General features: G+C 68.9%; 17 protein-coding genes. 11 read left to right on the forward strand and 6 right to left on the reverse strand.

The features are described 5' to 3' along the window. Positions 1-155: 155 nt before the first annotated feature. The 4 genes from M3195_RS13790 to M3195_RS13805 form a co-directional block, all read right to left on the reverse strand. Positions 156-1,154, reverse strand: a complete 999-nt coding sequence (locus tag M3195_RS13790; protein ID WP_251588428.1) for an ABC transporter substrate-binding protein — start codon at positions 1,152-1,154, stop codon at positions 156-158. Positions 1,155-1,230: 76 nt separating this feature from the next. Further along, positions 1,231-2,262 (reverse strand): ABC transporter permease, encoded by a 1,032-nt coding sequence (locus M3195_RS13795; protein WP_251588430.1) that lies wholly within the window; start codon positions 2,260-2,262, stop codon positions 1,231-1,233. Further along, positions 2,262-3,824, reverse strand: a complete 1,563-nt coding sequence (locus M3195_RS13800) for a sugar ABC transporter ATP-binding protein (protein ID WP_251588432.1) — start codon at positions 3,822-3,824, stop codon at positions 2,262-2,264. Before M3195_RS13800 ends, M3195_RS13795 begins: the two co-directional genes overlap by 1 nt. 169 nt (positions 3,825-3,993) lie before the next feature. Then, on the reverse strand, positions 3,994-4,863 hold the full coding sequence (locus M3195_RS13805) for a sugar phosphate isomerase/epimerase family protein (protein ID WP_251588434.1): 870 nt from the start codon (positions 4,861-4,863) through the stop codon (positions 3,994-3,996). 192 nt (positions 4,864-5,055) lie between these two features. Here M3195_RS13805 and M3195_RS13810 point away from each other — a divergent pair, with 192 nt between their 5' ends. Further along, complete coding sequence (locus M3195_RS13810; protein ID WP_251588436.1) at positions 5,056-6,051, forward strand: LacI family DNA-binding transcriptional regulator; 996 nt, start codon at positions 5,056-5,058, stop codon at positions 6,049-6,051. Between the two features lie 5 nt (positions 6,052-6,056). Here the strand turns inward: M3195_RS13810 and M3195_RS13815 are convergent, their stop codons facing one another. Continuing rightward, a complete protein-coding gene (locus M3195_RS13815; protein WP_251588437.1) occupies positions 6,057-7,064 on the reverse strand; it encodes a LacI family DNA-binding transcriptional regulator in 1,008 nt (335 codons plus the stop codon). A 170-nt stretch (positions 7,065-7,234) separates the two neighbouring features. Here M3195_RS13815 and M3195_RS13820 point away from each other — a divergent pair, with 170 nt between their 5' ends. The 5 genes from M3195_RS13820 to M3195_RS13840 all read left to right on the forward strand — a co-directional run bounded on the left by M3195_RS13820 (position 7,235) and on the right by M3195_RS13840 (position 13,403). Continuing rightward, positions 7,235-8,593: an FAD-dependent oxidoreductase gene (locus M3195_RS13820; protein WP_251588438.1), complete on the forward strand. Its 1,359-nt coding sequence runs from the start codon at positions 7,235-7,237 to the stop codon at positions 8,591-8,593. Continuing rightward, the gene (locus tag M3195_RS13825) at positions 8,590-9,702 is read left to right on the forward strand and encodes a Gfo/Idh/MocA family protein (protein WP_251588440.1); all 1,113 of its coding nucleotides are present in this window, start codon (positions 8,590-8,592) and stop codon (positions 9,700-9,702) included. The genes M3195_RS13820 and M3195_RS13825 overlap by 4 nt, the downstream gene beginning before the upstream one ends. Before the next feature lie 35 nt (positions 9,703-9,737). Next, on the forward strand, positions 9,738-10,574 hold the full coding sequence (locus M3195_RS13830; protein ID WP_251588442.1) for a sugar phosphate isomerase/epimerase family protein: 837 nt from the start codon (positions 9,738-9,740) through the stop codon (positions 10,572-10,574). After that, the gene (locus tag M3195_RS13835) at positions 10,571-11,725 is read left to right on the forward strand and encodes a dihydrodipicolinate synthase family protein (protein WP_251588444.1); all 1,155 of its coding nucleotides are present in this window, start codon (positions 10,571-10,573) and stop codon (positions 11,723-11,725) included. The genes M3195_RS13830 and M3195_RS13835 overlap by 4 nt, the downstream gene beginning before the upstream one ends. A 67-nt stretch (positions 11,726-11,792) precedes the next feature. Continuing rightward, positions 11,793-13,403, forward strand: coding sequence for a GMC family oxidoreductase (locus tag M3195_RS13840; RefSeq protein WP_251588446.1), 1,611 nt, complete (start codon positions 11,793-11,795; stop codon positions 13,401-13,403). 79 nt (positions 13,404-13,482) lie between these two features. Here M3195_RS13840 and M3195_RS13845 read toward each other — a convergent pair whose 3' ends face one another. Further along, a complete protein-coding gene (locus M3195_RS13845) occupies positions 13,483-14,961 on the reverse strand; it encodes an aldehyde dehydrogenase family protein (protein WP_251588447.1) in 1,479 nt (492 codons plus the stop codon). A 202-nt stretch (positions 14,962-15,163) separates the two neighbouring features. On the opposite strand from M3195_RS13845, the gene M3195_RS13850 reads away from it, so the two are divergent. From M3195_RS13850 to M3195_RS13870, 5 genes are all read left to right on the forward strand, one after another. Further along, positions 15,164-16,147, forward strand: coding sequence for a LacI family DNA-binding transcriptional regulator (locus M3195_RS13850; RefSeq protein WP_251588448.1), 984 nt, complete (start codon positions 15,164-15,166; stop codon positions 16,145-16,147). A gap of 198 nt (positions 16,148-16,345) precedes the next feature. Further along, positions 16,346-17,449: a sugar ABC transporter substrate-binding protein gene (locus tag M3195_RS13855; RefSeq protein ID WP_251588449.1), complete on the forward strand. Its 1,104-nt coding sequence runs from the start codon at positions 16,346-16,348 to the stop codon at positions 17,447-17,449. A gap of 101 nt (positions 17,450-17,550) precedes the next feature. Then, entirely contained in the window at positions 17,551-18,483 is a 933-nt protein-coding gene (locus tag M3195_RS13860) for an ABC transporter permease (RefSeq protein ID WP_251588450.1), read from the forward strand. Beyond that, positions 18,480-19,997, forward strand: coding sequence for a sugar ABC transporter ATP-binding protein (locus M3195_RS13865; protein ID WP_251588451.1), 1,518 nt, complete (start codon positions 18,480-18,482; stop codon positions 19,995-19,997). The genes M3195_RS13860 and M3195_RS13865 overlap by 4 nt, the downstream gene beginning before the upstream one ends. A 2-nt stretch (positions 19,998-19,999) precedes the next feature. Next, positions 20,000-21,004 (forward strand): ABC transporter permease, encoded by a 1,005-nt coding sequence (locus M3195_RS13870; RefSeq protein WP_251588452.1) that lies wholly within the window; start codon positions 20,000-20,002, stop codon positions 21,002-21,004. Positions 21,005-21,008 lie beyond the last annotated feature (4 nt).

A 21,008-nucleotide genomic window follows, 5' to 3' on the forward strand; every position in this document is an offset into this window, starting at 1 on the left:
CTCCGCGAACCACCCCTCTCCGCCCGAGCCACCCCTCTGCATGCACGACGCAGAGGGGTGGCTCGCGCGAAAGGGGGTGGCTCGCGCGAGGCGCAGCGGCACGGACACACGAAAGGGCCCCTCACCCGCGGGTGAGGGGCCCTCGCGTCAGATGATCACTCGTACAGGACCGCGGCGATCTTCTCGTCCTCCAGGTTCGTCTTGTCGTACCAGTACGAACCCGTGTCGTAGAACTCGTCGACCGAGTCGCCGTTGGCCGCGTCGTACGCCGCCTGCACGACCTGAGCGCCGATGCCGATCGGATCCTGCGTGATCGCGCCGGCCATCGTGCCGTCCTTGATGGCGTTGATCTGCGCGGCGCCGGAGTCGAAGCCGACGATCGTGATCTTGCCCTTCTCGAGGCCGAGCTCGTTCACGGCGTTGACGACACCGATCGCGGAGCCCTCGTTCGTGCCGTAGATGCCCTTGAGGTCGGGATGCGCCGCGATGAGGGTCTTCGCGATGTCGGCCGACTTCAGGTGGTCGCCGTCGCCGTACTGGATGTCGACGATCTCGATGTCGGGGTAGTCCGCCTCGATCTTCTCGACGAATCCGTCACGACGCTCGACACCGGTCGAGTTGATCTGCGAGTGACCGACGATCGCGACCTCTCCCGATCCGCCGATCAGCTCGGCCATGTGCTCGGCGGCCAGCGCGCCGGCGACCTTGCTGTCGGTGGCGGCGAGGCTCAGGCCCACGTCGCCGTTGCAGGGTGCGTCGAAGTAGACGACCGGGATGTCCTTCGACTTCGCCTGCTCGAGCGGGGCGACGCACGCCTCGGGGTCGAGCGCCGCGTACGCGATGGCGTTCGGGTTCTTGTCGATGGCGCTGGTCAGCATCTCGAGCTGCTGCGCGATCTCGGTCTCGGCCGCGGGGCCTTCGAACGTGATCCGAACGCCGAGCTCCTCGGCCTTCTGCTCGGCGCCCTTTTTGACGGCCTGCCAGAACTGGTGCTGGAAGCCCTTGGACACCAGCGCGATGTACATCTCGCCGTCGCCGCTGCCCGCGTCGCCGCCGCCTTCTTCGATGACGTCACCGCCGCCGGCGCAGCCGGCGAACACGAGGGCGGATGCGGCCACGAGTGCCGCGAATGCGGTCTTCTTGCCGAATTTCATGGAAACTCCATTGTTCTCTGTGGTGGGTGGTACTCGGGATGGGTCATGCAGTGGTGCGTGGTGCTGCGAGGGATCGTCAGGTGTGCTGGCGATTGCGCAGCGAGTCGAGGAACACCGCGAGCAGCACGACGATGCCGACGACGATGTTCTGCCACTCGGTCTGGATCGACATGATGCGCAGTCCGTTGACGAGCACGCTCATGATGAGAGCGCCGATCACGGTGCCGAGGATCGACCCGCGGCCGCCGAGCAGCGAGGTGCCGCCGATGATGACGGCGGCGATGGCCTGCAGCTCGTAGCCCATGCCGATCTGCGGCTGGGCGGAGTCGAGCCGGGAGGCGATGACGATGCCCGCGATACCCGTGAAGGCGCCGGCGAACATGTAGATGAAGATCGTCCAGCGACGCGTGTTCACTCCCGAGAGGCGGGTGGCCTCTTCGTTCGAGCCGATCGCGAAGGTGTACCGGCCGAGCAGCGTCTTCGAGAGCACGAGCCACGCCACGATCGCGAGAGCGGCCGTGATGAGCACGGCGTTCGGGATGCCGGGGATGATCACGCCGAGTGCGATCTTCTTGAAGTCCGGGGCGGAGGTCGAGAAGTAGATCGGCGCGACGTTGGAGATCACGAGCGCCAGACCGCCGGCGATCATCATCATCGCGAGGGTCGCGATGAACGGCGGGAGGCGCAGGAACGTGATGTTGATGCCGTTCACGAGCCCCATGAGCACACCGGTCAGCACGCCGCCGATGACGCCGACCCAGACGGGGAGCCCCATGTTGGTCACGATCACACCGGTCATGACGGCGCACAGCGCCATACCGGTTCCGATCGAGAGGTCGATGCCGCCGGTGATGATGACGAACGTGGTGCCGAGGGCGAGGATGCCGATCACGGCAGTCGAGAGCAGCACCGTCGCGATGTTGCTGAAGGTGAAGAAGTTCGGGCTGGCGATCGAGAAGAAGATCACGAGCACGATCAGCGTGCCGAACGCGAGCGACTGCTGGACCTGGCGCTTGAGGAACCCGACGACGTCTCGCTTGTCGGTGTTCTCGTCGATGGCCGTCTGGATGATCGTCGTCGTGGACGATCCGTTCTGCGGAGCGCTCATCAGTCTTCCTCTCCGTGTGCTGCGAGTTGCATGATCTTCTCCTGGCTGGCGTCCTCGTTGCGGAGGGTTCCGGTGATGCGGCCGTTCGCGAAGACCGCGATGCGGTTCGCGACGCGGAGGATCTCCGGCAGCTCCGACGAGATGACGATGATGGACTTGCCCGCGTCAGCGAGCTGCTGCATGAGGCGGTAGATCTCTTCCTTCGCGCCGACGTCGATGCCTCGGGTCGGCTCGTCGAAGATGAGGATGTCGCAGTCGCGCATCAGCCACCGGGCGATGACGACCTTCTGCTGGTTGCCTCCGGAGAGGAGCTTGACGACCTGGTTGACCGATGGGGTCTTCACGCGCAGCTGCTGGACGTAGTCCTTGGTGCGGTTCTTCGCCTTGCCGTCGCCCATCCACCCGATCGCGTTCGCGTACGAGCCGAGCGAGGCGAGCACGGTGTTGAACGTCACGTCCTGCTCGAGCATGAGGCCGAGCAGCTTGCGGTCCTCGGAGAGGTACCCGACGCCGTGCCGCACGGCATCCGACGGCTGGGAGATGCGCGCTGTACGCCCGGCGATCGTGATGGCGCCGCCGTCGCGGCGGTCGGCCCCGATGACCGCTCGGGCGGTCTCGGTGCGTCCCGCACCCATGAGCCCGGCAAAGCCGAGGATCTCGCCCCGGTGCAGCTGGAATGAGACGTCCTTGAGCAGGCTCTTGGTCGACAGCCCCTGCACGTCGAGGACCACCGGGTCGTTCGCGTGTTCGCGCGCCTGCGGGCGGGTCCCCTCGTCGATCGCGCGGCCGACCATCATCTCGATGATCTTCGGGATGCTCACCTCGGATTTCTCCAGTGATCCGATGTATGCGCCGTCGCGGAGCACGGTGACCCGGTCTGCGAGGCGGCGCAGCTCGTCCATGCGGTGCGAGATGTAGACGATTCCGGTGCCGGATGCCTTGAGCTGCTCGATGAGCACGAACAGCGTCTCGACCTCCGAGTCGGTCAGGGCCGAGGTGGGCTCGTCCATGATGAGCACCTTGGCGTTGAACGACAGCGCCTTGGCGATCTCGACCATCTGCTGCTCGGCGACCGTGAGCTCGCCGACCTTCTGGCGGGGGTCGAGGCGGATGTCGAGACGCTTCAGCAGTTCGGCGGTTTGCGAGTTGAGCCGTCGCTCCGACAGGAATGGTCCGGTCTTCGGCTCCCTGCCCACGAAGATGTTCTGCGCCACGGTGAGGTCGGGCATCAGGTTGAGTTCCTGATGGATGATCGTGACGCCGAGCTGCTGCGCCTGCAACGGACTGGTCAGCTCGACCTCTCGGCCCTCGAACGTGATCGTGCCCTCGTCCTTGGTGTAGATCCCGGAGAGGATCTTCATGAGCGTCGACTTGCCCGCGCCGTTCTCTCCGACGAGGACGAGGACCTCACCGGGACGCACCTCGAGGTGTACGTCCTTGAGCGCCTGCACGCCGGGGAATCCCTTGCTGATCCCCTCGACTCTGAGGATGGGCTCACCCATGTGCTCACCTGCTTCCTTGAAGGTCGTCTCTCCGATGACTCCGGTCGGGTCCGGAAACATCGGATCAATTCTGCGTCCTGCGATGTCTCCACCGCAAGATGTATCTAAATGTATCTAGTCCACGTCCGAAACGGAACAGCCTGTAATAACAAGTCGGACACGTCCTGCGCTTGATGCCGCCAGTCTATGTGAAATCGATTTCAGGTCGGAACGCGGCGATTACGGTGCGTCAGTGCAGCCGGATCGAGTCCACGGCCGTCAGCTTGTCGCGGATGAACGCGTTCGCGTGCGCCCCGAGCTCGTCGTTGTCGCTCCACAGATTGCGCCAGATCCCCAACATCCGGCTGAGATCCGGTGCCACGACCGCCGACGAGAAGGACTCGAAGACGATCGGCCCGTCGTAGCCGATCCGTCCGAGCGCCTTGAAGAAGGTGTCGAAGTCGACCGTGCCGGTGCCGAGGTAGCCGCGATGGCTCTCGCCGATGTGCACGTACCGCAGAGCGGGGGCGGCGTCCAGCACCGGCGCGAACATATCCGACTCCTCGATGTTCATGTGGTACGTGTCGAGGTGGATGCCGAGGTTCGGCCGGTCGACCTCGGCGAGGTAGCCGAGCGCCTGCCGCGCCGTGTTCAGCACGTTGGTCTCATAGCGGTTCACGACCTCGAGCGACACGGTGATGCCGCGCTCCGCGGCGTGGTCCGCGACGCGGGCGATCGTGCGTCGGCTGCTCTCGAGCCCCTCGACGGTGACGGGTTCCATGTACTTCTTCATGGCGCTGTAGACGACACCGCAGAAGTTCTCACCGCCGAGGTCGGCGACCACGTCCACCGCACGGAGCAGCAGCTCCTCCCCCGCCTTCACGACGGCAGGATCGGCGCCGGTGATGTCGGTCGCCTCCGACAGCCCCAGCGAGGCGCTGACCGCGAGCTCGTGCTCGGCGAGGGCGCTCTTCGCCGCATCGACGTCGAAGGCGAACGGGTCCATGAGGGGGAACTCGATGAGGTCGAAACCGGCCTGCTTCGTCCTCTCGACCGACAGGCGGATGCCCTCGGCGTCGAAGCGCCCCGTCCAGACCAGCCCATGGCATCCGATGTTCATGCGACCCCTCGGAGGCGGGTGTGCGGCACCGTCGCCTCGAACGATTTGGCACGTGCCAATTCGATCCGGAGGCCAACGCTACGTTCGGTCGACGAGCGTGTCAAGAACTTTCTTGGCACGTGCCAATCGCCACAGTAGGCTGGTCCGGCCGCCGTCGGATGCCGTGCGCCGGCGCATCCGAGGAGGACCCCCATGCCCGCCAGCGTCAAAGACGTCGCCGCCCTCGCCGGCGTGTCCTCGTCGACGGTCTCGAACTACCTCAACCACCCGCACGTGCTCGGCGCGCAGAGCTCGGAGAGGGTGCGCGCCGCGATCGAGCAGCTCGGGTACGTGCCCAACGAGTCGGCTCGCCAACTGCGCGCCGGCGCGAGTCGCACCCTCGCGCTGATCCTGCTCGACGCGTGGATCCCCTACTTCCAGGAGCTCTCCCGCGGTGTCGAGGATGTCGCGAGGGAGGGCGGCTGGTCGCTGTTCTTCAGCAACAGCAGTCGCGACGGCGAGCTCGAGCGCCGCAACATCGACATGTTCGAGGCCCACCGGGTGCAGGGGATCGTGATCTACCCGCTCGGCGACGTCGTGCCCCGCCTGGAGCAGCTCGCGGAGCGCGGCATCCGCTCGGTCGTCGTCGGACCGATCCGCGAGTCGGAGACCGTGGGATCCGTGCTCTTCGACGACCGGGGCGGCGGCCGCCTCGCGGGTGAGCACCTGCTGAGCATCGGACGACGACGTCTGCTGTTCGTCGGCGCGCCGACCGTGAGCCAGTCGAACGATCGCCTGCAGGGGCTCCGCGACGCGGTCGAGGGCAGCGACGCCTCGGTCGAGGTCGTCGACGTGGTGCACCTCGCCACCGAGGACGGCCTAGAGGTCGGCGCGCGCCTCGCCGCCCTGCCTGCGACCGAACGACCGGATGCCGTGTTCGCCGCCAACGACATGGTCGCGATCGGCGTGATGACGCAGTTGCTGCGCCACGGCATCCGTGTGCCGGACGACATCGCGCTCGTCGGGTTCGACGACGTCACCCAGGCACACCAGACCGTCGTACCGCTGACCAGCGTGCGGCAGCCGGGGTACGAGATCGGCCGCGCCGCGGGGGCTGCGCTACTGCAGCAGCTCGCCGATCCCACGGCCGACCTGCCAGAGCCGACACCGTTCGCCGCGGAGCTCGTGGTGCGGGAGTCGACCGCCTGACGCCGTCAGCGACGGCGCGCGGTCGTCGTCCCGACCCGAAGGCTGACGGGCGGCGCCGTAGCGGGTGCAGCCACGGGTTCGGGAGCGGCGATGAAGCGCGCAGCGAGCGTCCCGAGTTCCACCAGGGGCAGGGTCATGGTCGTGAGATCGAAGACCTCACCACCGGCCGTGCCGCCGATCCCGGCGACGGAGACGTCGTCCGGCGCCCGCAACCCCGCCCGCCAGAGCCCCGCGAGCGCGCCGATCGCGACTTCGTCGTTGCTGCAGATGACCGCATCCGGCATCCGGTCTGACCCGATCAGCGCCTCGATCGACTGACTGCCCGCTGCCTGGCTCATGCCGGTGGGGTCGGCGACCCGTGGCGCGAGGCCTGCGTCGAACATCGTCTTCCGGTAGCCGATGAGTCTCTGTTCCGAGGCCGTGAGCCCCGGGATGCCGCCGATGAAGGCGATGTCGCGGTGCCCCAGCCCGAGCAGGTACGAGGTGAGCTCCGCCGCGGCCGCCGCGTTGTCGACGACGATGCTGGTGGCGGCGAATCCGCGGGGCGCGAGTGCCACGACGCTGGTGCCCTGCTGCACGGCGGCATTCACCTCCTTCGCGAGCTGTCCGGTACCCGGCGAGCCCTCGATGTCGCTTCCGCAGAACACGATGCCCGACGCCTGATGCTCGCGCAGCGCGCGGAACCGCGCCAGCTCCTGCAGCGGGTCGCGGTTGGCGTTGGCGAGCACGGTCACGTACCCCCGGCTGGTCGCCTCGACCTCGATGCCGCGGGTCATCTCCGCGAAGTACGGGTCGAGGATGTCGCTCGCGATCACGCCGATGATGCGGCTGCGCTTCTGCTGAAGGGCGCGAGCCGTGGCGCTCGCGGTGTACCCCAGCGTCGCGGCGGCGGCGCGGACGGCCTGTTGCACGGACTCGGAAACGGGATGATTGCTCGCGGACCCGTTCAGCACCCTGGAGGCCGTGGCCACCGAGACGGATGCGAGCTCCGCGACATCGCGCAGCGTCGCCATCGCCACCCCTCTCATCGATCACCCCACATTACCGTCGAGGCCGCCGCGTGCTGTTTGACAACGGCACAGTGACCGTCCTAGCATGTGGCAAACGTTATCCATAAGCATATCAGTGTGCTCGATCGCAACGGCAAACGTTTACCTGCATGACCGCCTCGAAGGAGAAGCACGTGTCAGTTCAAGAGAAGCCTTTCGACCTCATCGTGATCGGAGCCGGCGCCTCCGGTCTCGCGACCGCCAACCGCGCCGCCGACCTCGGTGCGCGAGTACTGCTCCTCGAGAAGGGCTCGGCCGTCGGGGGCTCCGCCGCACTGTCGGCGGGCATCCTGTGGACGGCGCCGAGCATCGAGGTGCTCGACCGCATCCAGCCCGATGCCGACCCCGTGCTCGGGCCGCTCGTGGTGCAGGGGTACGAGCAGGCGGTCGCCGATGTGCGCGCCGCAGGGGTCGCTGTCAGCGACGAATGGCTCGACCACCTCGAGTGGGGCAGAGCGTGCAAGATCGACATCCCTGGCCTGTTCGCCGCGTGGTCGGCGAAGGTCGTCGACAGCGGAGGCGAAGTGGTGACGCATGTCCGCGACGTCGAACTGGAACGCGACGACCGCCGGGTCACGGGAGTGACGTACTCCCACGGAGGAGCGAGGCAGCGGGCGACCGCGCGGGCCGTCGTGCTCGCGACCGGCGGCTTCCAGGGCGACCCTCAGCTCACTCAGCAGTTCATCGGCAACGGCGCCGACGACATCGCGGTGCGCAGCAACCCCAACTCGGTCGGCGACGGCTTCCGTCTCGCTGCCTCCGCGGGTGCGGGGGCGAGCCGGCACCTCTCCGGGTTCTACGGGCACACACTGCCGAGCCCTCTCGCCGTATCTCCCCAAGTGTTCCTGCGTCTCACCCTCTACTTCTCGGCGTACGGCGTGATCGTCAACCGGCTGGGCCGTCGGTTCACCGACGAGTCCCTCGGCGACGAGGTCTCCAACCAGTTCCTCGTCCGACAGCCGGGGCGGCGCGGCGTGCTCATCTGGGACGACGAGGTGCAGCAGAACCGCGCCTTGGCGGTGCCCTATCCGAGCGGCATGGCGCTCGACCGGCACGCCGAGGCGACGGCGGCGGGCGCCCGCACGGCCGAGACCGAGACCCTCGAGGAGCTCGTCGAGGTCGTCGCCGGATGGGGTGTCGACCGCGCCGGGCTCGCCGACACGCTCGACGGCTACCGCCGCGCCGCCTCGGGCGAGGGCGTGGCCCTCGACGCCCCGCTCCCCGAGCGGCCCAGCCCTCTCCGCACCGGCCCCTTCCGCGCGGTCGAGATCCAACCCTGCATCACGATCCCGTTCGGCGGGATCCGGGTCGACGGCGACAGCCGCGCGCTCGACAGAGACGGCCAGCCGATCGACGGGCTCTTCGCCGTCGGAGCGGATGCCGGGGGCGCCCAGGATCTGCGTTACATCGGCGGCATCGTGTTCGGATTCGTCTTCGGCCGACGCGCCGCGGACGCGGCGCTGGCCGGCGTCACGGCGGGAGCACGCGCGTGAGCGCCACCCTCCGCATCGGCATCGTCGGCTGCGGCAACATCTCCGACAACCACTTCCAGGCGTACGCGGCACTCCCGAACGTCGAGGTCGTGGCGGTCTGCGACATCGACCCCGAGCGCGCGCGCGTCTTCGCCGATGCGCGGGGGATCCCGCACGCCGTCTCGTCGGTCGCCGAGCTGGCCGCACTCGGCGTCGATGCCCTGAGCGTCTGCACACCGCATCCGACCCACGAGGCCGTCGTGCGCGAGGCGGCCGCCTGCGGCATCCACATCCTCTGCGAGAAACCGATCGCCGCGGACTCCGCTGCCGCCGCCCGCATGGTCGAGGCCGCGCATGCGAACGACGTCACGCTGGGCATCGTCTTCCAGAAGCGGTTCTGGGAAGGGGCGAGGAAAATTCGCGCGGCGATCGACGAGGGCCGCCTCGGCACGCCGATGCTCGGGCACTGCCGCGTGCTGCTGCACCGAGGTCGTGACTACTATGACGCCGCGGCCTGGCGGGGCACGTGGGCCGCGGACGGCGGCGGCGTGCTGATGACCCAGGCGATCCACTACATCGACCTGCTGCAGTGGTTCATGGGCGAGCCGGTCGAGGTGAGCGCCAAAGCGGGCACCTTCGTCTATGGCGACGCGATCGAGGTGGAGGACACCGCTGCGGCCCTCATCACGTTCGCCTCCGGTGCGATCGCCACCCTGTCGGCGACCGTGGCGGCCAGCCCGAACCTCGGCACGGCCATCACCGTCACGGGAACCACGGGCGCGACCGTCTCGCTCACCGAGTACCCGGAGGGGACGGATGCCGTGAACGACCTGTGGGCGGTGCAGGGCGAGGAGCGCGCCGGCTCGCTCTTCGAGCACGGCCTCTCGGGCGACATCCCCGTCGAGGAGGTCAACGCACGCCTGATGCCCATGCACCGCCAGCAGGTGGCCGACTTCGTGACCGCCGTGCGCACGGGCGGCTCCCCCGCCGTGACCGGGGAAGAGGCGCTCGCCTCGCTCCGGATCGTCGAGGCCGTGTACGAGTCCGCGCGCACCGGGCGGCCGGTTCGCCTCGCGGAGCACTCGACGTCACGCGCGCTCGCCCACCTGCCCGCCACCGTCATCGTCTGAGCGATCAGAGCAGATCAGAGAAGAGGAGCCATCCGATGGAACTCAGCCTCAACCAGGCGACGACCCGCCCCTACGGTCTCGCCGAGACCGCCGCCGCCGCCGAGCGCGCCGGCATCCGTCACCTGGGTCTCTGGGTCGAGCCGGTCGAGCAGACCGGCCTCGCCGAGACCCGCCGCATCCTGTCGGATCACGGTCTCGGCGTCAGCTCCGTGTGCCGCGTCGGCTTCGTCGCCGACAAGGACGGCGCCGAGCTGCGTGGCGCGCTCGACGGCGTGAAGCGCGGACTCGAGCTCTCGCACGAGGTCGGCGCGCCGATGCTGACGTTCATCGCGGGCGGCCTGCCGTCCGGCGATCGCGACATCGTACGCGCCGGGCAGCGGGTGCGCGACGCGCTGGAGACCCTGGTCCCGTTCGCGGAGGACGCCGGCGTCCGCCTCGCGCTCGAGCCGCTGCACCCGCTGTTCGTGACCAGTCGCAGCGTCGTCACGTCGATCGCCCAGGCACTCGACATGATCCGCGATCTCCCGGTCACGGCAATCGGAATCCTCATCGACGCGTACGCGACCTTCTGGGATCCCCGCTTCGCCGAGAGCGCCGCCGCGGCGGGCGAGCGGATCGCCGGCTATCAGATCAGCGACTTCGCTCTCCCCCTCCCCGAGCCCGAGAACATGAACGGCCGCCTGTTCCCCGGCGACGGCGAGATCGACTTCGCTCCGCTCAACGGGGCCGTGCGGGCTGCCGGGTTCTCCGGTCCCACCGAGGTCGAGATCTTCAACGACGATATCTGGGCGCTCGATCTGGACACGATCGTCGATCGCACCGTCCGCGGCTTCGCGCAGGCGACCCGCTCGGCCGAGGCGGTGACCCGATGAGCTCGACCGTCTTCCGGCTGCCCTCCGCCGACGGACTTCGAGTCGTCGAGCTCAATCCTCCCGCGCCGCTGCGCACCTCGAGCACTCCGTCGACCTCGCGGATCGCGTACGCGGCGGGTCACGTCGTCGCCGATCCGATGCGCGCTGCAGCCGGAGGCCCGACCGTCGTGGACTGGGAGGCGACGATGGCCCTGCGGCACTCCCTCTGGGATCTGGGGCTCGGCATCGCGGAGAGCATGGACACCGCGCAGCGCGGGATGGGTCTCGACGCTGCGACCGCACTCGACCTGGCACGACGCACGCTGCGCGAGGCCGCCGGACGACGCGGGTCGGTCGTCGTCGGCATCGCGACGGACCAGCTCGACGACGGCCCTCACACGCTGCCCGAGATCGCGGACGCGTACATCGCGCAGCTCGAGGACATCGAGGCCGCCGGCGGGTCGGTCGTGATGATGGCGAGCAGGCACCTCGCCCGCGCCGCGCGCAGCGCCGACGACTACCTCGCGGTGTACGACCGCGTGCTGACCGCGGCCGGTCGCCCCATCGTCCTGCATTGGCTCGGCGAGATGTTCGACCCGGCACTCTCCGGGTACTGGGGCACGAACGACGTCGCCACGGCATCCGACACCGTGCTCGCCCTCATCGGCGCGCACGCGACGAAGGTCGCGGGGATCAAGCTGTCGCTGCTCGACCGCGACCACGAGATCTCGTTCCGACGCCGTCTGCCGTCAGGCGTGCGGCTGTTCACGGGAGATGACTTCAACTACTCGGAACTCGTCGCCGGCGACGACCACGGCCACAGCGATGCCCTTCTCGGCGCCTTCGCCGCCGTGCCGCGGTTCGCGTCCGCGGCGCTCGCCCGACTCGACGACGGCGACAAGCAGGGATTCCGCTCGATCCTGGATCCGACGGTGCCGCTGAGCCGCCTCGTCTTCGAGGCGCCCACCCGCTACTACAAGGTCGGTGTCGTGTGGCTGAGCTACCTCGACGGCGCGCAGAGCCACTTCCGTATGGTCGCTGGTCTCGAATCCGGCCGGAGTATCCTGCACCTCGCGGAGCTGTTCGCCGCAGCGAACGGGATCGGCCTCTTCGCCGATCCCGACGCGGCGGCCGCGCGGGCGTCCGCGTACTTCCGCGCGCAGGGGATCTGATCCGACCGGCGAACACGACCGCGCTAGCAAGCGCTTTCGGGCAACGATGCAGAAAGCAAGGAGAGAGATGTCACACGAGAACACCTACGACTACGTCATCGCCGGAGGAGGCACGGCAGGCTGCGTGCTGGCCGGGCGCCTGAGCGAGGACCCGAGCGTGCGAGTCCTGCTGCTGGAAGCCGGTCGGAGCGACCGGCATCCGTTCATCCACGTTCCCGCCGGATTCGCCAAGCTCACCGCCGGGCCGTTCCAGTGGGGGTTCGTGAGCGAACCGCAGCGGCACGGCAACGACCGCCGGATCCCGCTACCCCAGGGCCGTGTGCTGGGCGGAGGCGGGTCCATCAACGCCCAGGTCTTCACCCGCGGTGTTGCGCAGGACTACGACGACTGGGCGACCGTGCACGGCTGCGAGGGATGGTCGGCGGAAGAGGTGCAGCCGTACTTCATCCGATCCGAGCGCAACGCGCGCCTCTCGGCACCGCTGCACGGCACCGCCGGGCCACTCGGGGTGTCCGACCTCGCGGATCCGCATCCGCTGTCGCGCGCGTTCGTGCATGCCGGCCAGGAGTACGGACTCCCCTACAACTCCGACTTCAACGGCGCCGACCAGTGGGGCGTCGGCTTCTACCAGACCACGACACTGAACGGTCGCCGCTGCAGCGCCGCCGTGGCCTACGTGAAGCCGGCCAGGCGCCGTCCCAACCTCGACGTGCGCGTGCACGCCACCGTGTCGCGCGTCGTGATCGAGGGCGGCCGAGCCACCGGCGTCGAGACCATCGAGCGAGGCACCGCCCACAGCTACCGCGCCACCCGCGAGGTCATCGTCGCCGCCGGCGCGTACGGGTCTCCCCAGATCCTGCAGCTGTCTGGAATCGGCGACCCCGCCGACCTCAAGGCCGCCGGCGTCGACGTCGTGCATGCCCTTCCCGGCGTCGGGAAGAACCTGCAGGACCACTGCGACCTCGACATCATCTACGAGCTCAACGCGTATCAGAGCCTCGACCGGCTCGGCAGCCCGAAGCCGGCGACCGTTCTCGCGGGCGTCGAGTACATGGCTTTCCGCTCGGGTCCGCTGGCGTCGACCGTAGTCGAGGCCGGAGCTTTCACGTACGGCAACAAGGACGAGAAGACGCCCGACCTGCAGTTCCACTTCCTGCCGGCCGCCGGTGTCGAGGCGGGCATCGCGGCCGTGCGGCCGGGTTACGGGGCGACGCTCAACTCGTACTTCCTACGTCCGCGCAGTCGAGGCACGGTGACGATCGCGGATGCCGATCCGCAGCGCGCCCCGCGCATCGATCCGAACTACCTGGCCGACGACTACGACCTCGAGCTGGGCGTCGAGGGGCTGCGGCAGAGCCGCGAGATCATGGCTCAGCCGTCGATGGCCGCGCTCGTGAAGAAGGAGCACCTGGCCGGCGGGGAGAAGATCTCCACGCAGGACGACTACGTGCGCTACGTGCGTCAGTACGGTCGCACGTCGTATCACCCGGTGGGCACGTGCGCGATGGGCGTCTCCGACGAGTCGGTCGTGTCGCCGCGGCTCGACGTGCACGGGCTCTCCGGGCTGCGCGTCGTCGACTCGTCGATCATGCCCCGCATCGTGAGCTCGAACACGCAGGCGCCGACGGTCATGATCGCCGAGAAGGCCGTCGACATGATCCGGGAGGACGCCCGCTGACCCGAGGGCGCGAACGACGAAGGCCCGCTCCTCGGAGCGGGCCTTCGTCGTTCGCGGGTTCGGGCTCGGGTGCGCCCGTTCAGACGGACGTGCGGATCTGGATGGTCTTCACCTCGGTGAACTCCTCGAAGCCGACCTTGCCCATCTCACGGCCGTAGCCGCTCTGCTTCACCCCGCCGCCGGGGAGCTGCGGTGCTCCGTCGATCGTAGTGTTGACCCACACCGTGCCGCTCTGCAGTCGTCGGCTGACGGTGAGGGCCGTGTCGATGTCGGTCGACCACACGGAGTTCGCGAGACCGTACTGCACGGCGTTCGCGAGCTCGATCGCCTCGTCGATCGACGAGAACCGGGTCACCGCGAGCACCGGCCCGAAGACCTCATCGCAGAACAGCGCCGACCCCGGGGCGACCCGATCGACGATCGTCGGCGGCACGAAGTAACCGTCGGCGAGGGCCCCGCCCGTGAGCCGCTCACCGCCCGTGACGACCTCGGCGCCCGCCGCTCGCGCGTCGTCGACGAAGCCGAGGACCTGGTTCAGATGGTCTTCGTGGATCATGGCGCCGAGGTCGGCGGACTCGTCGGTCGACGGTCCCACCGTCAACGACGCCGCCTTCTCGGCGACCCTCCGCACGAACTCGTCGGCGATGTCCTCGTGCACGAGCAGGCGCGCGCCGGAGACGCAGCATTCGCCCTGATTGAAGGTCACGCCGAACAGCACGCCGTCGGCCGCCTTGTCGAGGTCGGCGTCCGGGAAGACGATGCTCGCGGCCTTGCCGCCGAGCTCCATCGAGAGACGCTTCAGCGTGCCGGCCGACGCCTCGACGATCGAGCGACCGACGGCCGTGCTCCCGGTGAACGAGAGGAAGTCGACGTCCGCGGACCGCGCGAGGTGGTCTCCCACCACGCTGCCGGCGCCGGTGACGACGTTGAAGGCGCCGTCGGGCAGCCCGGCCTCGGTGAGGAGCCGGGCGATCTCGAGCGTGGTGCCGGCCGTCAGCTCCGAGGGCTTGCAGACCGCGGTGCACCCGGCGGCGAGCGCGAAGGGCAGCTTCTGCATGAGCAGCAGCAGCGGGAAGTTCCAGGGTGTGACCATGGCGACGACTCCGCACGGCTCGCGGGTGACGAGGCCGAGGAAACCGTCGCCGAGGTTGGTGTGCACCTCTCCGCTCGTCGTGAGTGCGAGTGCGGCGGCGTACTCGGTGAGCCCAATGCTGCCCTGCACGTCGCCGCGGGCCAGCCGGATCGGCTTTCCCGTCTCATCCGCCTCGATGCGGGCGAGCTTCTCGCTGTCGCGCCGCATGAGCTGGGCCAGTCGAAGCAGGATGCGGGCGCGATGCTGGCCGCTCGTCGTCGACCAGGACCCCTCGTCGAAGAGGCGTCGGGCGCTGGCGGTCGCAGCTGCCGCTGTCGCCTCGTCTCCGCGGTCGAACTCGGCGACGAGATCGCCGGTTCCGGGATTCTCGCGTCGGAACACGTTCTCGCCCGGTCGGGTCATCGTGCCGTCGATGTAGGCGCCGTAGCGGCGCACGTCCGCCGTGGTCGCGCGGGTCACTGTCATAGGAACTCCTTCGAGAAAGCGCTTACTCGAAAGGTAGCATCGCAATCGCTCGCCGGCAAGGGTGGACAAAGAAGACCAGAAACCGCTTACTCTGGTCCTCAGCATGCAGCACGCTCCCCGGTGCGCGTCCGGTCCCCTGCTGACGGGGGTGGGGGCGGGGTGACAGGACGGAGTCCCTTTCGTGAAGAACTCGACAGGTCGCGTGACGATCCAGCACGTCGCCGATGCCGCCGGCGTGTCCATCGCCACCGTGTCGCGGGTGCTCAACGGCGACCAGCGGGTGTCGCCGGAGCTGGCGGACAAGGTGAAGGACGTCGCGACCCGCCTCGGGTACCGCCCCTTCGGCGCCGCCAGGGATCTCGCGAGCGGCAACCACCGCAGCATCGGCGTGATCGTCCCCGACCTCGGCAACCCGTACTTCCATGACGTCATCAAGGCCGCGAACGTGGGTGCCAGCCGCGACGGATACCGGATGGTGATCTCCGACTCCGGCGACGACGCCGAGGTCGAGCTGAGCATCGCCCAGGAGCGCCTCTCGCAGGTCGACGGACTGCTGATCCTTTCGTCGCGCATCGATACGGCCGGCCTCCGTGCGCTGTCTCGGCAGCCGACGCCGATCGTGCTCGTCAACCGGGTGGAGCCCGGAATCGACCTCCCCATGGTCGCCGTCGACAACTTCACTGCGATGCTCGATCTGTGCGGCTCGCTCGCCGCCCTCGGCCACCGACGCGTCGTGTACATCGCCGGTTCGGAGAGCGCCTGGCAGAACCGCGAACGGTGGCGCGCTATCCGGCAGGCGCGCATACTCGGCCTCGAAGCCACCATGCTGCCCGCCGCGACATCGTCGATCGAGGGCGGCTACGCCGCGACGGATGCCGCGCTCGAGAGTGCTCCGACGGCGATCATCGCGTTCAACGACCTGGTGGCGTGCGGCGTGCTCGGGCGCCTGCGCGAGCGCGGCATCCGCGTTCCGGACGACATGTCGGTCACGGGTTTCGACGACATCGTGTTCGCCCAGCACACCCTGCCCCCGCTGACCACGGCGGTGAGCCCGCGCGCCGAGCTGGGAGCCAAGGCCTGGGAGATCCTCCGAGCACGGCTGGCGGGCGTCGAGCCGGATCTCCCCCCCCTGCTCGCCGCGACCCTCGTCGTCCGCGATTCCACGGGCCCCGCCGCCACGGCCTGACGGATCCCGATCTCGCTCTTGCGCGAGCCCGACGGGGTGTGTACATTTCCAGAAAGCGCTTACACAGTGGACGAAGACGTTCCCGACTCCGGCCCGTAGCGCAACCAGCAGCACACCCGTAGCATCTGTAAGCGCTTTCTCAGATCGCTCCCCTCCGGACCGACGAGCGGGCCATCAGTTCCAGAAGGAGATTCGAAGATGAACTCACGCACTCGTGCAGCGGCCATCGCCGCAGGCGCCGTCGCGGTCATGCTCGGCATGAGCGGATGCAGCGGCGCGATCAGCTCGGGATCCGGGGGCACGGCCTCCGGCGAATGCGCCCCCGAAGACGTCACGCTCGTGCAGTCCGGCCGCGGGCTCGAGAACGAGTACTACGTGTCGGTCGACGCGGCCGCCAAGGCCTTCGCCGAGTCCAAGGGGCTTGCGGACAACTACCAGTGGATCGCGAGCGACGGCGACTCCTCGAAGCAGCTCGGCCAGATCAAGTCGATCCTCGCCAAGGGCGGGGAATGCGTGGTCCTCAACATCGACGCCAACGAGTCGAGCCTGGTCCCCGCCATCGTGAAGGAGGCCGAGAAGTCCGGCGCCTGGCTCGTGACGCAGTGGAACCGCCCCGACGGCACCTCGCCCGAGTCGGGCGACTCCGCACACTGGGTCGCGCACATGTCGATCGACGGCGTGCCGGAGGGGTACGAGACAGCGAAGGCCCTGTTCGAGTCGATGGGCGGCGAAGGATCGGTGGTGGCCCTGCAGGGCATCCTCGACAACCCGCCGGCCAAGGAGCGCTTCGCAGGCCTGCAGCAGGCTCTCGAGGAGTACCCGGGCATCACGCTGCTCGAGGACCAGACGGCCGAGTGGGACCGCACCAAGGCGCAGGACATCACGCAGACCTTCCTCACGAAGTACCCCGGCGAGATCGGCGGGGTGTGGGCCGCGAGCGACTCCATGGCCCTCGGCGCGTTGGAGGCGATCAAGAACGCGGGCCAGGGTGGTCAGATCAAGGTCACGGGCGTCGACGGCCTCGCTGAAGCGGTCGATCTCGTGAAGGACCCGAGCAGCGGCTACGTCGCGACGACCCAGTCGAGGGCTGCGGCCCAGGGCGCCTTCGGACTCGCGATCGGGCTCGCGGCCGCCACCGGCGAGTTCGACCCGGAGGAGGAGGCGGCAGGCCACCGCTCCTTCTACCTCAAGCCCGTCCCGATCATCACGGCGGAGAATGCGGGCGACGCACCCGACCCGGCCGCCATCGACGACTTCGACCTCTCCGACATCTGGTCCGAGGTCGGAGACCCGATCAAGTGAGCGCCGCGACGCGTACCGCGGGCCCCGGAGGGAACGACACCCTCCGCGGCTCGCGGTCCCCCGCCGGCCGCTGGCCGCTGCTCCGCTCGGAGCGGATCCCGGTGCCTGCACTCCTCGTGCTCCTGGCGATCTGCGTCGTCATGGCGTTCGTGAATCCGGTGTTCCTCTCCGGCGGCAACCTGCTCGCGATCGCCGAGCAGAGCGCCGTGCCGATCGTCGTCGCGGTCGGCCTCACCTTCGTCATCCTGATGGGCGGCATCGACCTGTCGCTGGCCGGAGTGATGGCGGCGGTCTCGCTCACCACCGCACTACTGCTGCGCAACGATCGCAACGACCTCGACCTCGGCATCTGGGCCGCCCCGATCGCCGTCGCCGTGGGCGCGGCCCTGGGGCTCGTCGCCGGCGTCTCCGTCGCACGACTCCGCGTGCCGTCGTTCATCGTCACGATCGGCACATGGCAGATCGGCCTCGGGATCGGGCTGCTGCTCTTCGGCGGCAAGCCCCCGCGTATCGAGGACGACGGCTTCCGGGCCCTCCTCGGCGGCAGCCTCGTCGGACTCCCCGGAATGGTCTGGATCTCGCTCGCCGCGGTCATCGTCGGACTGCTCGTGCAGATGCGCACCCGCTTCGGCCGCTACGCGTACGTGATCGGCGGCAGCGAGGAGATCGCGCGGCTCTCCGGCATCCCCGTGTCGCGCTATCGCATGCTGTCGTTCGTCGTCGCGGGCGCCACGGCCGGGCTGGCCGCCGTGCTCGCGACCGCCCGCATCGGGGTCGGCGACGTCGGCATCGGTGGCGATCTCCTCTTCACCACCATCGCCGGCGTGGTCATCGGAGGCACCTTCCTCACCGGCGGACGCGGAGGCGTGCTGCACTCCGTGGTCGGCGTGATCGTGATCGTCGTCATCGCCAACGCCATGGTGCTCGGCGGAGTCAGCTCCTACGTGCAGCAGGCCGTGCAGGGCGCGGTCGTCATCGTCGCCGCCTCGATCGCACTGTGGCGATCGCGCGAGAGATTGCGAGTCATCAAATGAGCACGGATGCCGTCCTCGAGCTTCGCGGGGTCTCGAAGAGCTTCCCCGGCGTGCGGGCGCTGTCGGACATCGATCTCGAGATCCGGCCCAACGAGGTCCTGGGGCTGATCGGCGAGAACGGTGCAGGCAAGTCGACGCTGCTCAAGGTGCTGACCGGAGTCGAGCGGCCCGACAGCGGCGAGCTCGTGCTGCGCGGCGACAGCGTCACGCTGCGCGGCGTGACCGACGCCAACGACCACGGCATCGCGATGGTGTTCCAGGAGCAGTCGCTGCTCGAGAACATCACCGTCGGCGAGAACGTGCTGCTCGGCAACGAGGGCACCAGTGTGCGCTTCGGCCTCTACCGCTGGGGCGAGTTCCACGAACGCGCGCAGCGCTACCTCGACCTGGTCGGCGGCGGGCTGTCGACCAGGACGCCCACCAGCCACCTCTCGTTCGCGAAGCGGCAGATGGTCGAGGTCGCGAAGGCTCTGGCATCCGGCGAGCGCAGTCGACACCAGCCCATCATCCTGCTCGACGAGCCGACGTCGGTGCTCGAGGACGAGGAGATCCAGACGCTCTTCCGCATCGTGCGCGAGCTCCGCAAGCGCGCGAGCGTCGTGTTCGTGTCGCACCGGATGGAGGAGGTGCTGGAGATCTGCGATCGCGTGTACGTCATGCGCGACGGCGAGGTCGTCGGCGAGTGCACTCCCGAGGAGGCCACGATGGACGACCTCTTCGGCCTCATGGTGGGGCACGACATGAGCGCGGGCTACTACCACGAGGACGCCCAGACCGACCCGCAGTCGGCACCGGGACTCGAGGTGCGCGGCCTGTCGGCACGATCCTTCGACGACGTGTCGTTCACGGTCGCGCGCGGCGAGGTGCTCGCGGTGATGGGCGTGCAGGAGAGCGGTCGCGAAGACCTCGGCCGCGCCCTATTCGGCGCCATCCCGATCACTTCCGGCTCGATCTCCCTCGACGGCGAGCCGCTGCGCATCGGGACACCGTCCGGTGCGGTGACACGCGGGATCGGATACATCCCGTCCGAGCGCAAAGTGGACGGCGCGGTGCTGGGCATGGGGGTCGACGAGAACCTCACCATGGCGCACCCCGATCAGGTCAGCCTCGGACCGCTCCTGAGCAGGAGGCGCGAACGATCGGCGGTGGACGGCTGGATCGAGACCCTACGCGTCAAGACGCCCGCGCGGGACACCCCGATGCGCAATCTCTCCGGCGGCAACCAGCAGAAAGTCGTGCTGGCGAAGTGGCTGATCGACCCGGATCTGCGTCTGCTGATCCTCGATACTCCGACCCGCGGCCTCGACGTCGGCGCCAAGGCCGACGTGTACCGGCTCATCCGAGAGCTCGCGGCGCGAGGGCTCTCGGTCCTGCTCATCGCGGACAGCCTCGAGGAGGGCATAGCGATGAGCCACCGTATCCTCACCATGCGCGACGGCCGGATCACCGGGGAGTTCCCCTCCGCACCCGGCGCCCGCCCCGAGCGTGCCGACGTCCTCGAAAGGATGGTGTGACGATGAGTGCGACCGCACCCGCGTCCGAAAAGGTCCCGTCGATCGAGACGACAGCCCCCCGCCGCTCCCGGTGGCGGCGGCTGCACGAGTCGGGTTACGCACCCGCCGTGCTCTTCGTGCTGCTGGCGATCGTCGTCGGGGTCTACGACACGTCGTTCTTCCGCATCCCGAGCCTGATGTCGCTGCTCGAGCAGTCGGCACCGCTGATCATGCTCGCCCTGGCGCAGGGTCTCGTCGTGCTGACCGGGCGCATCACGCTCGCGCACGCCGCGCTCGCGAGTCTCGCCGGTGTCGCGCTCGCCAAAGCGCTCCCCCTGCTCGGCGGTATGGCCGTGCCGGCGGTGCTCGTCGCCGCCGCGGCCTGCGGCGTGATCGTCGGCGTCCTGCACGTGTTCACCCAGGTGCCGTCGTTCATCGTGACCCTCGGCTTCCTCGGCATCTTCACGGGGCTGTCGCTGTGGATCAGCGGCGCGGACTCCGTCTTCGTGCAGTCGGGCTACGAGAACGTGGAGTGGCTGTCGCTGAGGCTCTTCGGGGTGCCGATCAGCTTCCTCTTCGTCCTCGCGGTCGCGGGGATCCTGATGGTCTTCATGACCTTCACCTCGTTCGGCCGGCGCGTGCGCGCGATAGGCCTGAACGAGCGCGCCGCGGCGTTCAGCGGCATCCCGACCACCCGGATCGTCGTGATCGTGTTCGCCGTCTCTGGGGCCCTCTCCGGTCTCGCCGCGATGCTGCAGGTCGCCCAGCTGCAGTCCGCGGGGGCGACCACGTCGGACTCCCTGCTGCTGCCGAGCATCGCCGCGGTCATCGTGGGCGGCTGCTCGATCTCCGGCGGAGTCGGCGGCGTCGGCCGCATGGTCATGGGCGCCCTGGTGATCGCCCTGCTGCGCGTCGGCCTCGACCTCGTCGGCATCGACTCCGCGTACCAGCCGATCCTCTACGGCGTGATCGTCATCCTCGCGATCGCCGCCACCGTCGACCGCCGTCGGGGCACCGCCGTGGCCTGACCGG

The sequence above is a fragment of the Microbacterium hydrocarbonoxydans genome (assembly GCF_023715885.1).
Taxonomy (GTDB): Bacteria; Actinomycetota; Actinomycetes; order Actinomycetales; family Microbacteriaceae; genus Microbacterium; species Microbacterium hydrocarbonoxydans_C.